Raw genomic sequence first — 15343 nt, 5'->3', positions numbered from 1 at the left:
AGGCAGTGATGTACAGCAGTTCCATAGCGGACGCACCCCTTGTCCGCGAACCTCTCCACGCCCCCGTCGCCCACCTCATACGCGGCGGAATGATCGAAGGCATCCACTACGGCTCCGTCGTCGTCCTCGGCGGCGACGGGGACGTCCGGTTCCAGCTCGGTGACATCGAGGCCGCCTTCTACCCGCGCTCGGCGCTCAAGCCGGTCCAGGCCGTCGCCATGGCCCGGGCCGGGCTCCCGCTCGACGGTGAGCTGCTCTCGCTCACCGCGGCGAGCCACTCCGGCGAGGAACGCCATCTCGCCGGAACCCGGCGCATCCTCGAACTCGCCGGGCTCACCGAGGACCATCTGCGCAACGTCCCGGACATGCCGTACGACCCGGTCGTCCGGGACACCTGGGTACGGGCGGGCCGCCTGCCTTCCCGGCTCGCCCAGAACTGCTCGGGCAAGCACGCGGCCATGCTCTACACCTGCCGGCTCAACGGCTGGTCCCTGGAGGACTACCTCGACCCCGGGCACCCCCTTCAGCAGGCGATCGCCGAGATCGTGGAGGACCTCACGGGGCAGCGGATCGCGCGGGTGACCGTCGACGGGTGCGGGGCTCCTTTGTTCTCCGTGTCTCTGCACGGCCTTGCGCGCGCCGCCGCCCGGATCACCACCGCGGTGCCAGGCACGCCCGAGGCGCGGGTCGCCGACGCGATGCGGGAGCACGCCGAGATGGCCTCCGGCTCCGGGCGGGATGTGGCCGCGCTGATGCGGGCCGTGCCCGGGCTGCTCGCCAAGGACGGGTTCGAGGGCGTGCAGGTCGCTGCGCTGCCGGACGGTCGGGCCATCGCCGTGAAGATCGCCGACGGGGCGAATCGGGCGCGGGTGCCGGTGGCTGCCGCCGCTCTTGCCTGGGCCGGGGTCGATCCGGAGTTGCTCACCGAGTTCCGAGGAGAGGCGCTTCTCGGGGGCGGTCAAGCGGTCGGGTGCGTGCGGCCTGTTCGTTCGCTGGAGCCGGTCGTGGTTTCGGCCTGCGCCTAAGGATGTGCCGGGACTTCTCGTACGGCGGCTGCGAGCCGGATGTGGCTGGTCGCGCAGTTCCCCGCGCCCCTGACGGGGCGCTGACCCTCACCCTCTCAGAAAGAAGAACCGTTCCCTCATGAACGCCGTCACCCGCAGCGAGCACGATCTGCTCGGCGACCGTGATGTCCCCGCCGACGCCTACTGGGGTGTCCACACCCTGCGTGCCACCGAGAACTTCGCCATCACCGGCACGCCCATCTCCGCCTACCCGCACCTCATCGACGCCCTCGCCGCCGTCAAGGAGGCCGCCGCCCTCGCCAACGAGGAGCTCGGGCTGCTGGACCCGAAGAAGGCCGCCGCGATCGTCGCCGCCTGCCGGGAGATCCGGTCCGGCGAGCTGCACGACCAGTTCGTCGTCGACGTCATCCAGGGCGGCGCCGGCACCTCGACCAACATGAACGCCAACGAGGTCGTCGCCAACCGGGCGTTGGAGCTGCTGGGCCACGACAAGGGGCAGTACCGGTACCTGCACCCCAACGAGGACGTCAACCTCGGTCAGTCGACCAACGACGTCTACCCGACCGCCGTCAAGATCGCGACCGTCTTCGCCGTGCGCGGGCTGCTCAAGGCGATGGCTGTGCTCCAGGACGCGTTCGCCCGCAAGGCCGTCGAGTTCCGCGACGTGCTCAAGATGGGCCGTACGCAGCTTCAGGACGCGGTGCCGATGACGCTCGGGCAGGAGTTCTCCGCCTACGCCGTCATGATCGACGAGGACCGGTCCCGGCTCGCCGAGGCCGTCGAGCTGATCCACGAGATCAACCTGGGCGCCACCGCCATCGGCACCGGCCTCAACGCCCCGGCCGGATACGCCGAGTCGGCCCGCCGCCACCTCGCCGAGATCACCGGGCTGCCGCTGGTGACCGCCGCCAACCTGGTCGAAGCGACCCAGGACTGCGGCGCGTTCGTCCAGATGTCCGGCGTGCTGAAGCGCATCGCCGTGAAGCTGTCCAAGAGCTGCAACGACCTGCGCCTGCTGTCGTCCGGGCCGCGCGCCGGCCTCGGCGAGATCAACCTGCCGCCCGTGCAGGCCGGTTCGTCGATCATGCCCGGCAAGGTCAACCCGGTGATCCCCGAGGTCGTCAACCAGGTCGCCTTCGAGGTGATCGGCAACGACGTCGCCATCACCATGGCCGCCGAAGCCGGACAGCTCCAGCTCAACGCCTTCGAGCCGATCATCCTGCACTCCCTCTCGGAGAGCATCACGCACCTGCGCAACGCCTGCGTGACCCTCGCCGAGCGCTGCGTGGTCGGCATCACCGCCAACACCGAGGCCTTGCGCCGTTCCGTGGAGAACTCCATCGGCCTGGTCACCGCCCTCAACCCGCACATCGGGTACACGGCCGCGACCGACATCGCCAAGGAAGCCCTCGTCAGCGGCCGGGGTGTGGCCGAACTCGTCCTGGAGAAGGGCCTGTTGCCGGCCGAGACGCTGGCCGACCTGCTGCGCCCGGAGGTCGTCGCGGGCAGCGGCCAGGCCCTGGCCTGACCAGCGCAAACCCCACCTCGGATGCGCGAAGGGACCGGCCGGGAGGCACAATGGTGATCATGGCAGCGTCGACGTCACTGACCTTCCAGCCGATCCTGGAGCGCATCGCGGAGGAGATCGAGCGGACCCCCGGCCGAGGCCGGCCCGCCGACTACATCCCGGCGCTCGCGGCCTGCGACCCCCGCAGCTTCGGCATGGCCGTCGCCGAACTCGACGGCACGGTGTACGGCGTGGGGGACTGGCGCGAGCCGTTCTCCACGCAGTCCATCACCAAGGTCTTCACCCTCGCGCTCGACCTGGCCCGCGAGGGCGACGAACTCTGGGAGCACGTGGGCCGCGAGCCCTCCGGCAACCCCTTCAACTCCCTGATCCAGCTGGAGTACGAGAACGGCATTCCGCGCAACCCGTTCATCAACGCGGGCGCCCTCGTCGTCACCGACCGCCTCCAGACCCGTACCGGCGACGCGGCGGGGGAGTTGCGCTCCTTCCTCCGCACGGAGAGCGGCAACCCGACCCTGGACTTCGACCAGGACGTCGCCGCCTCCGAGACGGCGAACGGCGACCGGAACGCCGCACTCGCCCACTTCATGGCGTCCTACGGCAACATCGACAACCCCGTGCCGGCCCTGCTCGACCAGTACTTCCGCCAGTGCTCCGTCAAGGCGTCCTGCGCCGACCTCGCCCTGGCCACCACCTTCCTCGCCCGGCACGGCGTCCGGGCCGACGGCACCCGCCTGCTCACCCTCAGCCAGGCCAAACAGATCAACGCGGTCATGCTGACCTGCGGCACGTACGACGCGGCGGGCGACTTCGCGTATCGGGTGGGTCTGCCCGGCAAGAGCGGCGTGGGTGGCGGAATCATCGCGGTGGTGCCGGGCCGATGCACGTTGTGTGTGTGGAGCCCGGGTTTGGACGAACGGGGCAATTCGGTTGCAGGGGTGGCGGCCTTGGACAGATTCACAACTCTGACGGGCCTGTCAGTGTTCTAGGACGGGTGGGCGAAGCGCGCCCCTCAGGGGCGCGGGGCTGTGTCGATTTGCGGCTCCGCCGCGTGGGCGCGATCAGCCACAACGCTCCCGCAGCCTGCAATCCACCGCACCAGGCAGACGCGTTGCAGCCTTCAACCAACGCCCACAATCGATCACCGGCCGGTCATACTTCGGCTTCCCCCCGGAGAGAACCGCGTCAACTACTGGCCACCCGGCGTTGACACGCTGAGCGAGTGTTGGCCATGGCTTTCCCCGTCGATCTCCGCCGCTGCCAGATACTCGGTCTGGCCGGTACCGCCTTTCTCGCCCTGGGCGGTGAGACGTCCGGCGCGCTGCCGGTTCGGGAACTCCTGGCCCCGAGCTCGGCGCACGCCGCCCTCGGCCTGGTCGGCGTGTACTTCGGTGTCGTCCTGCTGATAGCGGCATGGCTGCTGCTCGGCCGGCTCGTGCGCAGCGCCGACCCGCCGACCCCGCGCGCCCTGCTGCTGGTCCTGGCCGTCTGGGCCACCCCGCTGCTGATCGCGCCGCCGCTGTTCAGCCGGGACGTGTACAGCTACCTGGCGCAAGGGGCCATGGTCGACGCGCACCTCGACGTGTACGCGTACGGCCCCTCCCGCCTCGGCGGCCCGCTCGCGGACGAGGTCGCCCCGCTGTGGCGGCACACGGCGGCCCCCTACGGCCCGGTGTTCCTCGGCGTCGCCTCCGTGCTGTCCGGTGTGACCCGGGGCGAACTGCCCGCGGGGCTCATCGGCATGAGGCTGATAGCGCTGCTCGGAGTGGGGTTGATGGCGGCCGCGCTGCCGCGCCTGGCCCGGCACAGCGGAGCCGACCCGGCGGCCGCGCTGTGGCTGGGTGCGCTGAACCCGCTCGTACTGCTGCACCTGGTCGCGGGCGCCCACAACGACGCCATCATGCTGGGCCTGCTCGGCGCGGGTCTGGTCGCGGCGCTCGGCCGGTGGCCCATCCTGGGGGCCGTGCTCGTGACGCTGGCGGCCCTCGTCAAGGCGCCCGCCGCGCTCGGCCTCGTCGCCGTCGTACTGCTCCAGATGCGGTCCGGCCACCGCCCGGTGAAGGCCGTCCTGAGCACGGCGGCCGCGTCCGCCGCCACCACGGTCGCCGCCACGGCCGTGGCGGGCACGGGATACGGGTGGATCGGCGCCCTCGACACACCGGTCTCCTCGCAGAACTGGGCGCTCACCAGTCTGCTCGGCCGGGCCACCGAATCGATGCTGGAGCAGGCCGGCAGCGGTCTGGCACCGCTGGCCGTGCCGGTGTGGCACACCTTCGGCCTGATCCTCACCGGGGTCCTCGTGCTCCTCATATGGTGGCGCTGGCGTCCGCGCCCCGTGTACGCGCTCGGCCTGAGCCTGGCGGCCGTGGCCGCCTTCGGCCCGGCGATCCGCCCCTGGTACGCGCTGTGGGGCCTGTTCCTCATAGCGGCCGCGGCGCCCAGCACCTCGGTACGGCACCGCGTGGCGGCCCTCACCGGAGTGCTCGCGCTCGCGGTGCTGCCCAGCGGCAGCGCCGCGGACGTCGGCCAGCTCGTGCTGGCGATCTCGGGCGGCGCGCTCGCGGTGGTCGTTCTGTGGCAGGCACATCTGGCCGCGCAGGCCCCGGCGTTGGAGCGCACCGCATGAAGCTGCCCCGCACCGATCGCGGCCGGCTCGCGCTCGTACTCGTGCTCGCCGCCGCCGTGATCGTCTTCACCGCGACCGTGCCGCTGCTGCGTGACTGGTTCGACCTGCGTGTCTACTACGGCACCATCGACAGCTGGATCCACCACGACGGCCGTATCTACGACTACCGGGTGCCCGGCACGACGTACGGCTTCACCTACCCGCCGTTCGCCGCGGTCGTGATGCTGCCCATGGCCCTCATGGATCTGCACGTCGCCATCGCGGTGGCGCTGCTGCTCAACCTGGCGGCGCTGGCCTTCGCGCTGCGTGTGCTGGCCGGGCGGGCCTGGCGGCGCTACGGCTGGTACGGCTGTGCGCTGGCCGTCTGCGGGCTGGCCCTGTTCGAACCGCTGCGGGACACCTTCAGCTTCGGCCAGGTGAACATCCTGCTGCTGGCCCTCGTGCTCCTCGACTGCTGGTTGCTGGCGACGGGCAGGGAGCGCTGGGCGGGTGTGGGCATCGGCCTCGCGGCCGCGATCAAGCTGACGCCGGCCGCGTTCATCGGTCTGCTGCTGGTGGCCCGGCGCTGGCGCGCCGCCGCCGTGGCGACGGCCGTCGCAGCCGCGGCGACGGCGCTGGCGGCCTGGATCACGCCCGGCGCGTCCCGCTTCTACTGGACGCATGCCATGTGGGACACCACCCGGGTGGGCCGCCTCGACTATGTCTCCAACCAGTCCCTGCAAGGCATCCTGGCCCGGCTGGACGTGTCGAGCCGCGCCGTCTGGGCGGTCGTGGTGCTGGTCGTCCTGGGCGTCTGGGTGGCGCGCACCCGCCGGGCGGTCGTGGCGGGGGACTGGACGGCGGCGTTCGCCCTCACCGGGCTGACCGCCTGCCTGGTCAGCCCGATCACCTGGGTCCACCACCTGGTGTGGCTGCTGCCGTCGTTCGCCGTCCTCGTCCGCGCCGGGCACCGGCGGGTCGCCGCCGCCCTGTACGCGGCGCTGTGCACCAGCGTGGTGTGGCTGTGGTTCGACGACGCGTCCGGTGTCGACGGCTTCCTCGGCAGCAACACCTACGCGTGGATCACCCTCGGCCTGCTGCTGTGGCTGCCGGTCGGTCAGCTCGGCGCCGACCGCTCCACCCTGCCGCGCGTCACGAGCGACACGGCGCCGGCCCCCACCCCGGCGGCGCCCACGATCGCGCAGGCCTCCGCCCAGCCCGGCTCGCCCTCGGGCGCCACCGCCGCCACCACGGGCACCGTGCTGGGCCCCGGCCTCGGTCTGGCCCGCAAGCCGTCGAGCGACCCGACCGGCTCGACCCGCCCGGCCGCGCCGAACCCCCAGTCGAGCAGTTCGCCCGCCTCCTCGTAGACGGCGTGCCCGCCGCCCGACCGGGGGTTCAGCACCGTCACGACGAGGGTGCGACCGCCCCGGCGGGCGGCGGCCACGAGGGTGTTGCCGGCCTCGCTGGTGTAGCCGTTCTTGATGCCGATCAGGCCCGGGTACGGGTCGACGCCGTCCGCGCCGGTCAGCAGCCGGTTGGTGTTGCGGATCGGGTAGGCCCAGCCGCCTTTGCCGGGGAACGTCGCCTCGGCCGTGCCGCAGTACCGCGCGAACTCCGCGTTGCGCAGCCCCGCGCGGCCGAACACCGCCAGGTCGTACGCCGAGGACACCTGGCCGGGTGTGTCGTACCCGTCGGGCGACACCACCCGCGTGTCGAGGGCGCCCAGTGCACGCGCCTTGGCCTGCATCCGGGCGGCCGTGGCACGCCAGCCGCCGTTCAGCGAGGCCAGCACCCGCACGGCGTCATTGCCCGAGCTGAGGAACACCCCGCGCCACAGATCGGCGATCCGGTACGTACGTCCCTCGGCGACACCGACCAGACTGCTGCCGGCCCCGATCCCGGCCAGCTCCTGCGCGCGCACGGTGTGCGGGACGCCGGCGGGCATGGTCGGCAGCAGTGTGAGGGCGAACAGCGTCTTCAGGGTGCTGGCGGGCGGCAGCCTGCGGTGCGCGTCGTACGCGGCGAGCACCTCGCCGGAGTCGGCGTCGGCCACCAGCCACGACAGCGCGGAGACACGGGGGAGCAGCGGCGCCCCGGAGTGGGGACGCATCTGAGTGCCGGACCGGTACAGCAGCGCGGGTCGTGGGGGCGCCGCCGCTCGGGGCGCGCCGGGCGTGTCGGGGTCGTGCCCGTCGCGGGCGACCGCGGTGGCGGGCGCGAGCGCCAGCAGTCCGGTCGCGCAGAGCGCGCAGGTGGCCACGAGAGCCCGGGAAGTAAATCCGATCTTCATACTGCCAACGTAGGAACGGAGCCGCCTCAGACCGTGCTGCCCGGGCCGGTCGGGCCGCGCGGGCACCCGGACGGGCGATACTCCGGACGGGTCACTCGCCGGGCAGCGTCGGCTGGATCCGCCGAAGGAACGTGGCGTTGTCGGGCGTCTCGCGCATGCGCTCCAGGAGCGTCTCCAGGTTGGTCTGGCCGTCCCGGGTCTGCAGCGCCCGGCGCAAGCCGCGTACCGTCGTCAACTCGGCCTGGGGCAGCAGGAGTTCCTCGCGGCGGGTGCCGGAGGGGTTGATGTCGACGGCCGGGAAGACACGGCGGGAGGCCAGATCCCGGTTCAGCCGCAGCTCCATGTTGCCGGTGCTCTTGAGCTCCTCGAAGTAGAAGTCGTCGGCACGGGAGCCGGTCTCCACCAGGGCCGTGGCGAGGATGGTGAGCGAACCGCCCTCCTCAGCCAGGCGCGCGGCGCCGAAGAACCGCTTGGGCCCCTGCAGCGCGGCCGCGTCGACGCCGCCGCTCAGCGTGCGGCCACCGGACCCGGCCGCGTTGTTGTGGGCCCGGCACAGCCGGGTCAGGGAGTCGAGCAGGATGACGACGTCCTCACCCGCCTCGACGAGCCGCTTGGCCCGCTCGATGACGAGCTCGGCCAGCGCGATGTGCTGCTTGGGCGCCCGGTCGAAGGTCGAGGCGTACACCTCGCCCCGCACTGAGCGCCGCATGTCGGTGACTTCCTCGGGGCGCTCGTCGAGGAGCACCACCATCAGCCGGCACTCGGGGTGATTGCCGGCGACGGCGGCAGCGATCTGCTGGAGGAGGACCGTCTTGCCGGTCTTGGGCGGGGCCACGATCAGACCGCGCTGGCCCTTGCCCACGGGGGCGATCAGGTCGGCGACCCGGCCGGTCAGACCGGATGCCGGGTGCTCCAGGCGGATCCGCTCACGCGGGTGAAGCGGCGTCAGGTCGCCGAAGCGGCGGCGGTTCTTGTCGGGGATGCGCCCGTTCACACGGGCGACGTCGGTGAGGGTGCGTCCCTCGCCGCGTACGGCGTCGACCAGGTCGCCCTTGCGCAGGCCGTAGCGGCGGATCAGCGCGGGGGAGACCGGAAGGTCGGTGGGGGAGGGGTGCAGGTGCTCGGCGCGCAGGTGCCCCTTGCCGTTCGCGTCGATGTCGAGCACGCCCGTGACGGCACGGACCGGGGGCTGCTGTTGTACTGGGGGGTTTTCGAGAGTGGTGGTCATGGTGGTGGGTCCTTTCAAGGACGGAAGGCATGAGACATGCGAAGGAAGGGATGAGCCGCGGACTACGGGAAGGCGGACAGAGCGCCTTCGGGCGGCGGAAACAGCACGTCGAAAGCAGCGGAACGCTGGTCACGAGGTGGTGATGAGAAGCCGGTACACCGACCGGCGAACTGAGCGAGAAACTGGCACCGGCGCCCTGAACCGGGCGTACACAGGTGCTAACGGGACGGTACCACGGTGCTTCAGCGCGTGGCGAGCAGTCCGTAGAGAAGCGGGATGCGCGGCTCGGGAAGCCGCCACCAGCCGGAAGGCGTGCGCTCCATCCGCGGCCAGCGCTGCCAGGGCAGCTCGTCGCTCTCCGTGAGGCGCCGGATGGTCAGTCCCACGTCCGTCAACGCGCCCAGGACCTCTCCTATTCCGTGCATCCACTCATAGCTGTCGGTGGCGCCCGTCACGGCCGGGCCGTCCGTGTAGGTGTGCGTCGCGTCCCGGCGCACGGCACCGTCGCCGCCCAGGTAGTCGTGGCGCAGGAGCAGCTCCGGCCCCTCGCCCGGGCCCGGCTTGGGGCCGAGGGAGTTGAGCAGCGGATGGAACTCCGCGATGTACAACCGCCCACCCGGACGCAGGAGTCGGGACACCACACCCGCCCAGCGGTCCAGGTCGGGCAGATAGCACAGCGCGCCCTTGCCGGTGTAGACGACGTCGAACTGCCGCCCGTCCAGGGCCGCTACGGCGTCGTACACGTTCGCCTGTACGTACGTGACGTCCAGCCCCGCCTGCTGGGCGATGCCCTGCGCGGCGGCCACCGACGCCGCGGAGAAGTCCAGGCCGACGACCCGTGCCCCGCGCTGCGCGAAGGCGATCGTCTCGGTGCCGAGGTGGCACTGGAGGTGGAGCACGTCATGGCCGGCCAGCTCACCGAGGTCGTCCCACTCGAAGGAGGCGAACCAGCGGGCGGGGTCGAGGTCCTGCTCGATGCCGTAGAACCGGCTGGCGACGTGGACGGGGGTGCGGGCGTCCCAGTTCGCCTGGTTGGCCGACATCATCCGCGCGTGCTCGTCGGTGGTCATGAGGACATCCAACCGTGCCCGGCCGGCGCCGGGTGGCAGAAATACCGGTACGGGGACGCCCCGGACGTCGATTCGGGACGGCCCCGCTCGCCGGTCGGTCCTCACACGGACCGGGCCTGCGCCTCCTTCTCGATCTGCTCGAACTGCGCGCCCATCGCCTCGGCCAGCGCGTGCGCGCCCGACAGCGGCCGGACCATGACCATGAAGTCGTCGATCAGTCCCTCCTCGTTCACCCGGAGGAAGTCGCAGCCGGTGATCTCCCGGTCGCCGACCCGCGCGGTGAAGACCAGCGCGTGATCACGGCCGTTCGGGTCGTTGATCTCCCGCACATAGCGGAAGTCCTCGAAGACCCGCACGACACCGCGCAGGATCGCCGCCGTGATCGCCTTGCCGGCGTACGGCTTGAACACGACCGGGCTGGTGAAGACGACGTCCTGCGCCAGCAGGGTCTCCATGGCATCGGCGTCGCCCGCCTCGACGGCCTCGCGGAACGCGCGCATCGGATCACCTCATAGTCAATTAGTTGAGTAGGTGCGGATGAGAATAGTCACCTACTGTTACGGTGTCCACATGTCCCTCAAGTACGCCGTCCTGGCCGCCCTTCTGGAGGGCGAGGCCTCGGGCTACGAGCTGTCCAAGGTCTTCGACATCTCGTTCGCCAACTTCTGGCCCGCGACCCCGCAGCAGCTCTACCGGGAGCTGGAACGCCTCGCGCAGGACGGCCTCGTCGAGGCCCGCTTCGTACAGCAGGAACGACGGCCCAACAAGCGGATGTTCACGCTCACCGAGGCCGGACGGGAGGACCTGCGGACCTTCGCCGCAGAGCCGCCCCGGAGGCCCACCGCCATCCGCGACGAACTCCTGATCAAGCTCCAGGCGATGGAGGACCCCGAGACCACCCGCGCCATGATCGAGGAGCGCATGACGTGGGCGCGCGGCAAGCTCGGCCGCTACGAGCGCGTCCGGGCGCGCATGCTCGACGGCCGGACCGAGGAGGAGTATCTGCGTGAGTCCGACCGGGTCGGGCCGTATCTGACGCTGCTGGCCGGGATCTCCTTCGAGGAGCAGATCCTGAGCTGGTGCGAGCGGGTCCTCGTCGTCCTGAAGCAGCGCGTGGCGCAGGGGTGACGCGGATGTTCAGCCCCGAAGGCCCCTCCCTGCGCGAACTCGCCGTCCAGGCCCTGTCGTCGGTCGAGCGCGGATACGACCTGCTCGCCCCGAAGTTCGACCACACGCCGTTCCGTACGCCTGACTCGGTGCTCGACGCCGTCACGTCGTCGCTCGTGCGGAGCGGCCCGTACGACGACGGTCTCGACCTGTGCTGCGGGACGGGCGCCGGCGTGGAGGTGCTGGCCGACGTGTGCCGACGCAGCGTCGTCGGCGTCGATTTCAGTGGCGGCATGCTGGAGGTCGCGCGGCGGCGGGTGGGGGCCGGGGAGCGACGTGCCGGGGAGTCGGATGCGGGGGAGCCGTCTGTCGGCTGGGTCCGTGCGGACGCGCGTGCCCTGCCTTTCGCCTCCGCCTTCGACCTGGTGGTGAGCTTCGGGGCGTTCGGGCACTTCCTGCCCCGCGAGCTGCCGGGTCTGTTCGCGCAGGTCCACTCCGTCCTGCGGCCCGGCGGCCGCTTCGCCTTCCCGGTGGTGGCCCCGCCCCGTCCCGTGTCGGTCGCCTACTGGATGCTGCTGGGCTTCGACGCGGTCATGCGGGTGCGCAACGCCGTGTGGCGGCCGCGGTTCGTCATGTACTACCGGGCCTTCCGGCTCGGGGAGGTGCGCCGCGAGCTGGCCCGCGCCGGGTTCGAGGTGGAGCTGCGGCCCCTGCCCGAGTTCGGGCGGCGGGGTGACGGGAGCCCGCGGGTGCGGATGGTCGTGGCGCGACGGCCGGACCAGGCGGGTTGACGGGCACATCCTGCGGGTTCCCGGGCCCCGGGACTGCCACGAGCTCGAGCGAACGGTCGAACTGGCGCCGTTCGCCCGGCAGTCCCGGGTGGTGAGCCCTCAGCCCGCCGCCGGCAGCGTGAACTCGTAGACCAAGGCGTCCTGTTGGGCGTCCACGACGAGGTCCGTGATCTCCAGGGGGCGGGCGTACTGGTCGTGGACCCACCGGGTGACACACACCGCTGACGCGCCCGGGAGCCGGGTGATGGCATCGCGGTGGTGCAGCGAGAGGCCCGCCCTGCGCATCCAGTCGTAGGCGCGGCGCAGTTGGGCCGAACCGGCGCTGTCCGTGCGGTCGCGGTAGCGGGCCAGCTCCGCCACCTCGGCGAGCGCCACCGCCGAGAACGACGTCACGGCTGTGCGCCGGCCACGTCCGTCGGCGTCCGCGGACTCGTAGCGGTGCACCAGGGTCCGGCAGCGCGGGGCGAGCCCCAGGGCCTCGGCGTGCTCGGGTGAGGGGGTTTCCCAGGCGACCGTGGCGCGGTCCGCGGCGCCCGGACCCGTGGACCGGGCGCCGACCGGGAAGGTGAGCGAGGTCGCGGTCTCGACCGGCAGGCCGGGCAGCGTGGCATGGCTGCCCCGCCGGTCGGTGGCGACGAGGCCGCTGCGGCGCAGCACCTCCAGTGCCTGTCGAACGGTCTCCCTGCTGACCTCGAAGTGCTCCGCCAACTGCCGTTCTCCCGGCAGTCGTTCGCCGGGCGGGACCGTCCCGTCGCGCAGCTCGCCGAGCAGTTGGGTGGCGATCCGCCAGTACAGCGGATGTTCCTCGGCGAGCGGGCGCTCGTGCGGGGTGGTGCGGGCCATGCCGCGCCTCCTGTTGGTGACATGTTGTAGCCGTGCGGGCTCCTTGCGTCACCAGATCTAAGCAGTGGTCTAAACCACCAGGGAAGGGCGGCCTCTCACTTCGGCCGAAACCGCCCGCGCCGACGGGTCGTCACAGGGCGCTGTACACGGCGTCGATCAGCGCCATCTTCCGCGGGTCGTCCGCTATATGAGGCCCCATCCGGTTCATCGTATAGCCCAGCGACACCCCGGCCTCCGGGTCCGCCAGGCCGCACGAGCCGCCGAAGCCGTCATGTCCGAAAGCCCGCGGGTTGGGGCCGTACGAGCCGTTCGGCCCGCTCAGCCACAGGCCGAGGCCGATCTCGGTGTCGTTCGCGAACCCGGCGCCGAGCACAAGATCACGGCAGCCGCCCTGCCCCTCGCGCACCCGCTCGGCCGCCTCTGGGGACAGGACACGGTGGCCGTCGTACGACCCTCGCCCGGCGAAGATCCCGTACAGCGCCGCGACCGCCCGCGCGGTCCCGTGCCCGTTCGCGGCGGGGATCTCGGCGGCCCGCCACTCGGGCGAGTTGGCCTGTGCCGCCCCCAGGATCGGGTTGGTCAGCGCGGCCAGGGCGACGGGCGCCAACTGGCTGAAGATCGCCGCCTGTTCACTGGTCCGCTCGATCGCCGGCTGCATCAGCTCGGCCACCCGCCCCGCCTCCTTGCCCGGCAACCCGATCGCGAAGTCGATGCCGAGCGGCCCCGTCACCTCCCGCTCCAGGAACGCCCCCGGGAGCAGCCCCGACGCCCGCCGTACGACCTCCCCGACCAGGAAGCCGTACGTGAACGCGTGATACCCGGACCACGTCCCCGGCGCCCACCAGGGCTCCATCGCCGCGAGCCGCTGAGTCGTCAGCTCCCAGTCGCAGAGCTGCTCGAACGAGTGCGGCTCCCGCAACCCGGCCAGACCGGCGCGGTGCGACAGGAGATGCCGTACGAGGATCTGCTCCTTGCCTGCGGCGGCGAACTCCGGCCAGTACGTGGCCACCGGCGCGTCGAGGTCGAGCAGGCCCCGGTCGGCGAGGATGTGTGCGCACAGTGCCGTCGGGCCCTTGGACGTCGACCACACGTTGACCAGCGTGTCGCGCTCCCAGGGCCGGCTGCGCGCCGGGTCGGCCCATCCGCCCCACAGGTCCACGACCGTCCGGCCGTCGATCGTGACGCAGACCGCGGCGCCCAGCTCTTCACGCTCCCGGAAGTTCGCCTCGAACGCCGTCCGCACCGCCGCGAACCGCGGATCGCACTGCCCCTGCACCCCTGCCTCGTGCTGTGCCATCGGTCCACCCCTTGTCGTCCGCCGGAAGCCCGGGCCATGACACCGCGCCGCGGGCTCCCCGAACGTACCGACTGGTCGGACTGGACGGAAGGAGTGCGGACGGCCGAAGTCACCCGAGGAACAGCGTGTCCTCCGGTTCCCGGTGCCCCTCGACCGTGTGCCAGTAGTCGCGGGTCTCCACCGCCAGTCCCGCGGCGTCGAAACGCGCGAGGACACAGCCGGCGAGCGTGATCGGCGCGCCCTCCTCCTCGGCGAGCACCCGGAACTCGGCCACGGCCACGCCGCCCGCGCCGACGACCGGGGCGGAGAACCGCACGTCGGTCACCCGCTCGGCCGCGAACGACCAGCGCAGATACTCGGCCAGTTCGGCGCGCCCCCGGTGCGGCTCGCGAAACGGCATCGAGCGGTGGACGCAGCTCTCGGCGTACAGCTCCAGCAGCGCGTCCACGTCGTGCTCGGCCCAGGCCCGCCGCCAGACGCGGACGAACCGCTGCGCGGCCTCACGTGTCTCCATGGGGAACCCTCAGGCGTGCGTGCGCAGCCAGTCCAGCTTGGCCGCCTGGTGGAACGGGCCGCCGCCCTCGTGGTCGTTGAAGTCGTACACCTCGATGGCCTTCTCGTCGTGGGCCCAGGCGTTGAAGGCCGCGAAGACGGTGGACGGCGGGCAGGTCTGGTCCTCCAGGGCCGCCGAGAAGAGAGCGGGTGCCCGGCCACGGGCCGCGAAGTGGACGCCGTCGAAGTAGGACAGGGTGCGCAGGGCGTCCTCGGTGCGCCCCCGGTGCGTCTTGAGGTAGAGGCCGATCTCGCGGTACGGGTGACGGTCCGTGAGAGTCGCCGCGCGCGGGAAGTCGCACAGGAACGGCACGTCCGGGGCGATCGCCGTCAGGTCGGGGACCAGGCCGCCGACCGCGATCGTGATGCCGCCGCCCTGGCTCGCGCCCAGCGCGACCGTGCGGGAGGCGTCGGTGAGGGGATGCGAGCGGGCGGCCTCGACGGCACGGACCGCGTCCGTGAGCACCCGGCGGTAGTAGTAGTTCTCGGGCGCTTCGATGCCCCGCGTCATGTACCCGGGGTACGCCGGCGCGGCTCCCACCGGGTCCGGTGTCCCGCCGCCACCGCCCCACGCGCTGCCCTGGCCGCGCGTGTCCATCACGAAGTGCGCCCGGCCCGTGGAGGCCCACAGCAGGTCCTCGTGGGGCAGGCCGCGCCCGCCGCCGTAGCCGATGAACTCCACGACCAGCGGCAGCGGCTCGGTGGCCCCGGCCGGCAGACGCAGCCAGCCCTTCACCGGGTGTCCGCCGAACCCGGCGAACGTCACGTCGAACACCCGCACCGTGGACAGCCCCGCGTCGACCGGCTCGAAACGGGCGTCCAGGTCGTGCTCGCGCGCTTCCGAGAGGGTCTTGGACCAGAACGAGTCGAAGTCCTCGGGTTCGACGGACTCGCTGCGGTACTCACGCAGTTCGTCGAGCGGAAGGTCGAACAGTGCCATGACGGACCGCCTTTGCGAAGAGTGACTGCGGATGATCACACCGTACGTGGGTGATCGGAGGACT

The 15343-nt window shown here is 71.8% G+C and carries 14 protein-coding genes and 1 pseudogene; 7 read left to right on the top strand and 8 right to left on the bottom strand.

Going from position 1 to position 15343, the window contains the following annotated elements; genetic code table 11:
• Positions 1–8: 8 nt before the first annotated feature.
• The 5 genes from OG254_RS04495 (at position 9) to OG254_RS04475 (ending at position 6528) form a co-directional block, all read left to right on the top strand.
• On the top strand, positions 9–1025 hold the full coding sequence (locus OG254_RS04495) for an asparaginase (protein WP_405577440.1): 1017 nt from the start codon (positions 9–11) through the stop codon (positions 1023–1025).
• A 118-nt stretch (positions 1026–1143) separates the two neighbouring features.
• Positions 1144–2553: an aspartate ammonia-lyase gene (gene aspA / locus OG254_RS04490; protein ID WP_405577438.1), complete on the top strand. Its 1410-nt coding sequence runs from the start codon at positions 1144–1146 to the stop codon at positions 2551–2553.
• Positions 2554–2603: 50 nt separating this feature from the next.
• A complete protein-coding gene (locus tag OG254_RS04485; protein ID WP_405577436.1) occupies positions 2604–3542 on the top strand; it encodes a glutaminase in 939 nt (312 codons plus the stop codon).
• Between the two features lie 242 nt (positions 3543–3784).
• A complete protein-coding gene (gene mptB, locus OG254_RS04480; protein ID WP_405577434.1) occupies positions 3785–5179 on the top strand; it encodes a polyprenol phosphomannose-dependent alpha 1,6 mannosyltransferase MptB in 1395 nt (464 codons plus the stop codon).
• Positions 5176–6528 carry a glycosyltransferase 87 family protein gene (locus OG254_RS04475; protein WP_405577432.1) on the top strand — a complete coding sequence of 451 codons (1353 nt, stop codon included), beginning with the start codon at positions 5176–5178 and terminating at the stop codon, positions 6526–6528. The genes mptB and OG254_RS04475 overlap by 4 nt, the downstream gene beginning before the upstream one ends.
• 83 nt (positions 6529–6611) lie before the next feature.
• Here OG254_RS04475 and OG254_RS04470 read toward each other — a convergent pair.
• The 4 genes and pseudogenes from OG254_RS04470 to OG254_RS04455 form a co-directional block, all read right to left on the bottom strand.
• A pseudogene (locus OG254_RS04470) lies at positions 6612–7271 on the bottom strand (D-alanyl-D-alanine carboxypeptidase family protein); the annotation flags it as partial.
• Between the two features lie 271 nt (positions 7272–7542).
• Entirely contained in the window at positions 7543–8679 is a 1137-nt protein-coding gene (rho, locus tag OG254_RS04465) for a transcription termination factor Rho (RefSeq protein WP_405577430.1), read from the bottom strand.
• A gap of 242 nt (positions 8680–8921) precedes the next feature.
• Positions 8922–9749: a class I SAM-dependent methyltransferase gene (locus tag OG254_RS04460; RefSeq protein ID WP_405577428.1), complete on the bottom strand. Its 828-nt coding sequence runs from the start codon at positions 9747–9749 to the stop codon at positions 8922–8924.
• Positions 9750–9850: 101 nt separating this feature from the next.
• Positions 9851–10249 carry a nuclear transport factor 2 family protein gene (locus OG254_RS04455; protein ID WP_351185640.1) on the bottom strand — a complete coding sequence of 133 codons (399 nt, stop codon included), beginning with the start codon at positions 10247–10249 and terminating at the stop codon, positions 9851–9853.
• Positions 10250–10319: 70 nt separating this feature from the next.
• On the opposite strand from OG254_RS04455, the gene OG254_RS04450 reads away from it, so the two are divergent.
• Together OG254_RS04450 and OG254_RS04445 are read left to right on the top strand one after the other, a co-directional pair.
• On the top strand, positions 10320–10877 hold the full coding sequence (locus OG254_RS04450; protein WP_351185643.1) for a PadR family transcriptional regulator: 558 nt from the start codon (positions 10320–10322) through the stop codon (positions 10875–10877).
• 5 nt (positions 10878–10882) lie between these two features.
• On the top strand, positions 10883–11647 hold the full coding sequence (locus OG254_RS04445; RefSeq protein ID WP_405577425.1) for a class I SAM-dependent methyltransferase: 765 nt from the start codon (positions 10883–10885) through the stop codon (positions 11645–11647).
• Between the two features lie 99 nt (positions 11648–11746).
• On the opposite strand, the gene OG254_RS04440 is transcribed toward OG254_RS04445, so the two are convergent.
• The 4 genes from OG254_RS04440 to OG254_RS04425 all read right to left on the bottom strand — a co-directional run bounded on the left by OG254_RS04440 (position 11747) and on the right by OG254_RS04425 (position 15279).
• Positions 11747–12490 carry a GntR family transcriptional regulator gene (locus OG254_RS04440; protein WP_405577423.1) on the bottom strand — a complete coding sequence of 248 codons (744 nt, stop codon included), beginning with the start codon at positions 12488–12490 and terminating at the stop codon, positions 11747–11749.
• 130 nt (positions 12491–12620) lie between these two features.
• Positions 12621–13787, bottom strand: coding sequence for a serine hydrolase domain-containing protein (locus OG254_RS04435; RefSeq protein WP_405577420.1), 1167 nt, complete (start codon positions 13785–13787; stop codon positions 12621–12623).
• 109 nt (positions 13788–13896) lie between these two features.
• On the bottom strand, positions 13897–14301 hold the full coding sequence (locus tag OG254_RS04430) for a nuclear transport factor 2 family protein (protein ID WP_405577418.1): 405 nt from the start codon (positions 14299–14301) through the stop codon (positions 13897–13899).
• Between the two features lie 9 nt (positions 14302–14310).
• On the bottom strand, positions 14311–15279 hold the full coding sequence (locus OG254_RS04425) for an acetylxylan esterase (protein WP_405577416.1): 969 nt from the start codon (positions 15277–15279) through the stop codon (positions 14311–14313).
• Between the last annotated feature and the right edge of the window lie 64 nt (positions 15280–15343).

This window comes from Streptomyces sp. NBC_01092, from assembly GCF_045039535.1.
Lineage (GTDB): Bacteria > Actinomycetota > Actinomycetes > Streptomycetales > Streptomycetaceae > Streptomyces.
Note: the sequence above shows the minus strand (reverse complement) of the source record. Positions and strands in the feature narration are given on the sequence as shown.

Bases quoted from the DNA above. Each gene is read 5' to 3' on its own strand.
- OG254_RS04425 (WP_405577416.1), bottom strand. From the start codon at position 15,279: ATGGCACTGTTCGACCTTCCGCTCGACGAACTGCGTGAGTACCGCAGC.
- OG254_RS04455 (WP_351185640.1), bottom strand. From the start codon at position 10,249: ATGCGCGCGTTCCGCGAGGCCGTCGAGGCGGGCGACGCCGATGCCATG.
- aspA (WP_405577438.1), top strand. From the start codon at position 1,144: ATGAACGCCGTCACCCGCAGCGAGCACGATCTGCTCGGCGACCGTGAT.
- OG254_RS04495 (WP_405577440.1), top strand. From the start codon at position 9: ATGTACAGCAGTTCCATAGCGGACGCACCCCTTGTCCGCGAACCTCTC.
- OG254_RS04485 (WP_405577436.1), top strand. From the start codon at position 2,604: ATGGTGATCATGGCAGCGTCGACGTCACTGACCTTCCAGCCGATCCTG.
- OG254_RS04435 (WP_405577420.1), bottom strand. From the start codon at position 13,787: ATGGCACAGCACGAGGCAGGGGTGCAGGGGCAGTGCGATCCGCGGTTC.
- OG254_RS04430 (WP_405577418.1), bottom strand. From the start codon at position 14,301: ATGGAGACACGTGAGGCCGCGCAGCGGTTCGTCCGCGTCTGGCGGCGG.
- mptB (WP_405577434.1), top strand. From the start codon at position 3,785: ATGGCTTTCCCCGTCGATCTCCGCCGCTGCCAGATACTCGGTCTGGCC.
- rho (WP_405577430.1), bottom strand. From the start codon at position 8,679: ATGACCACCACTCTCGAAAACCCCCCAGTACAACAGCAGCCCCCGGTC.
- OG254_RS04445 (WP_405577425.1), top strand. From the start codon at position 10,883: ATGTTCAGCCCCGAAGGCCCCTCCCTGCGCGAACTCGCCGTCCAGGCC.
- OG254_RS04440 (WP_405577423.1), bottom strand. From the start codon at position 12,490: ATGGCCCGCACCACCCCGCACGAGCGCCCGCTCGCCGAGGAACATCCG.
- OG254_RS04460 (WP_405577428.1), bottom strand. From the start codon at position 9,749: ATGACCACCGACGAGCACGCGCGGATGATGTCGGCCAACCAGGCGAAC.
- OG254_RS04475 (WP_405577432.1), top strand. From the start codon at position 5,176: ATGAAGCTGCCCCGCACCGATCGCGGCCGGCTCGCGCTCGTACTCGTG.
- OG254_RS04450 (WP_351185643.1), top strand. From the start codon at position 10,320: ATGTCCCTCAAGTACGCCGTCCTGGCCGCCCTTCTGGAGGGCGAGGCC.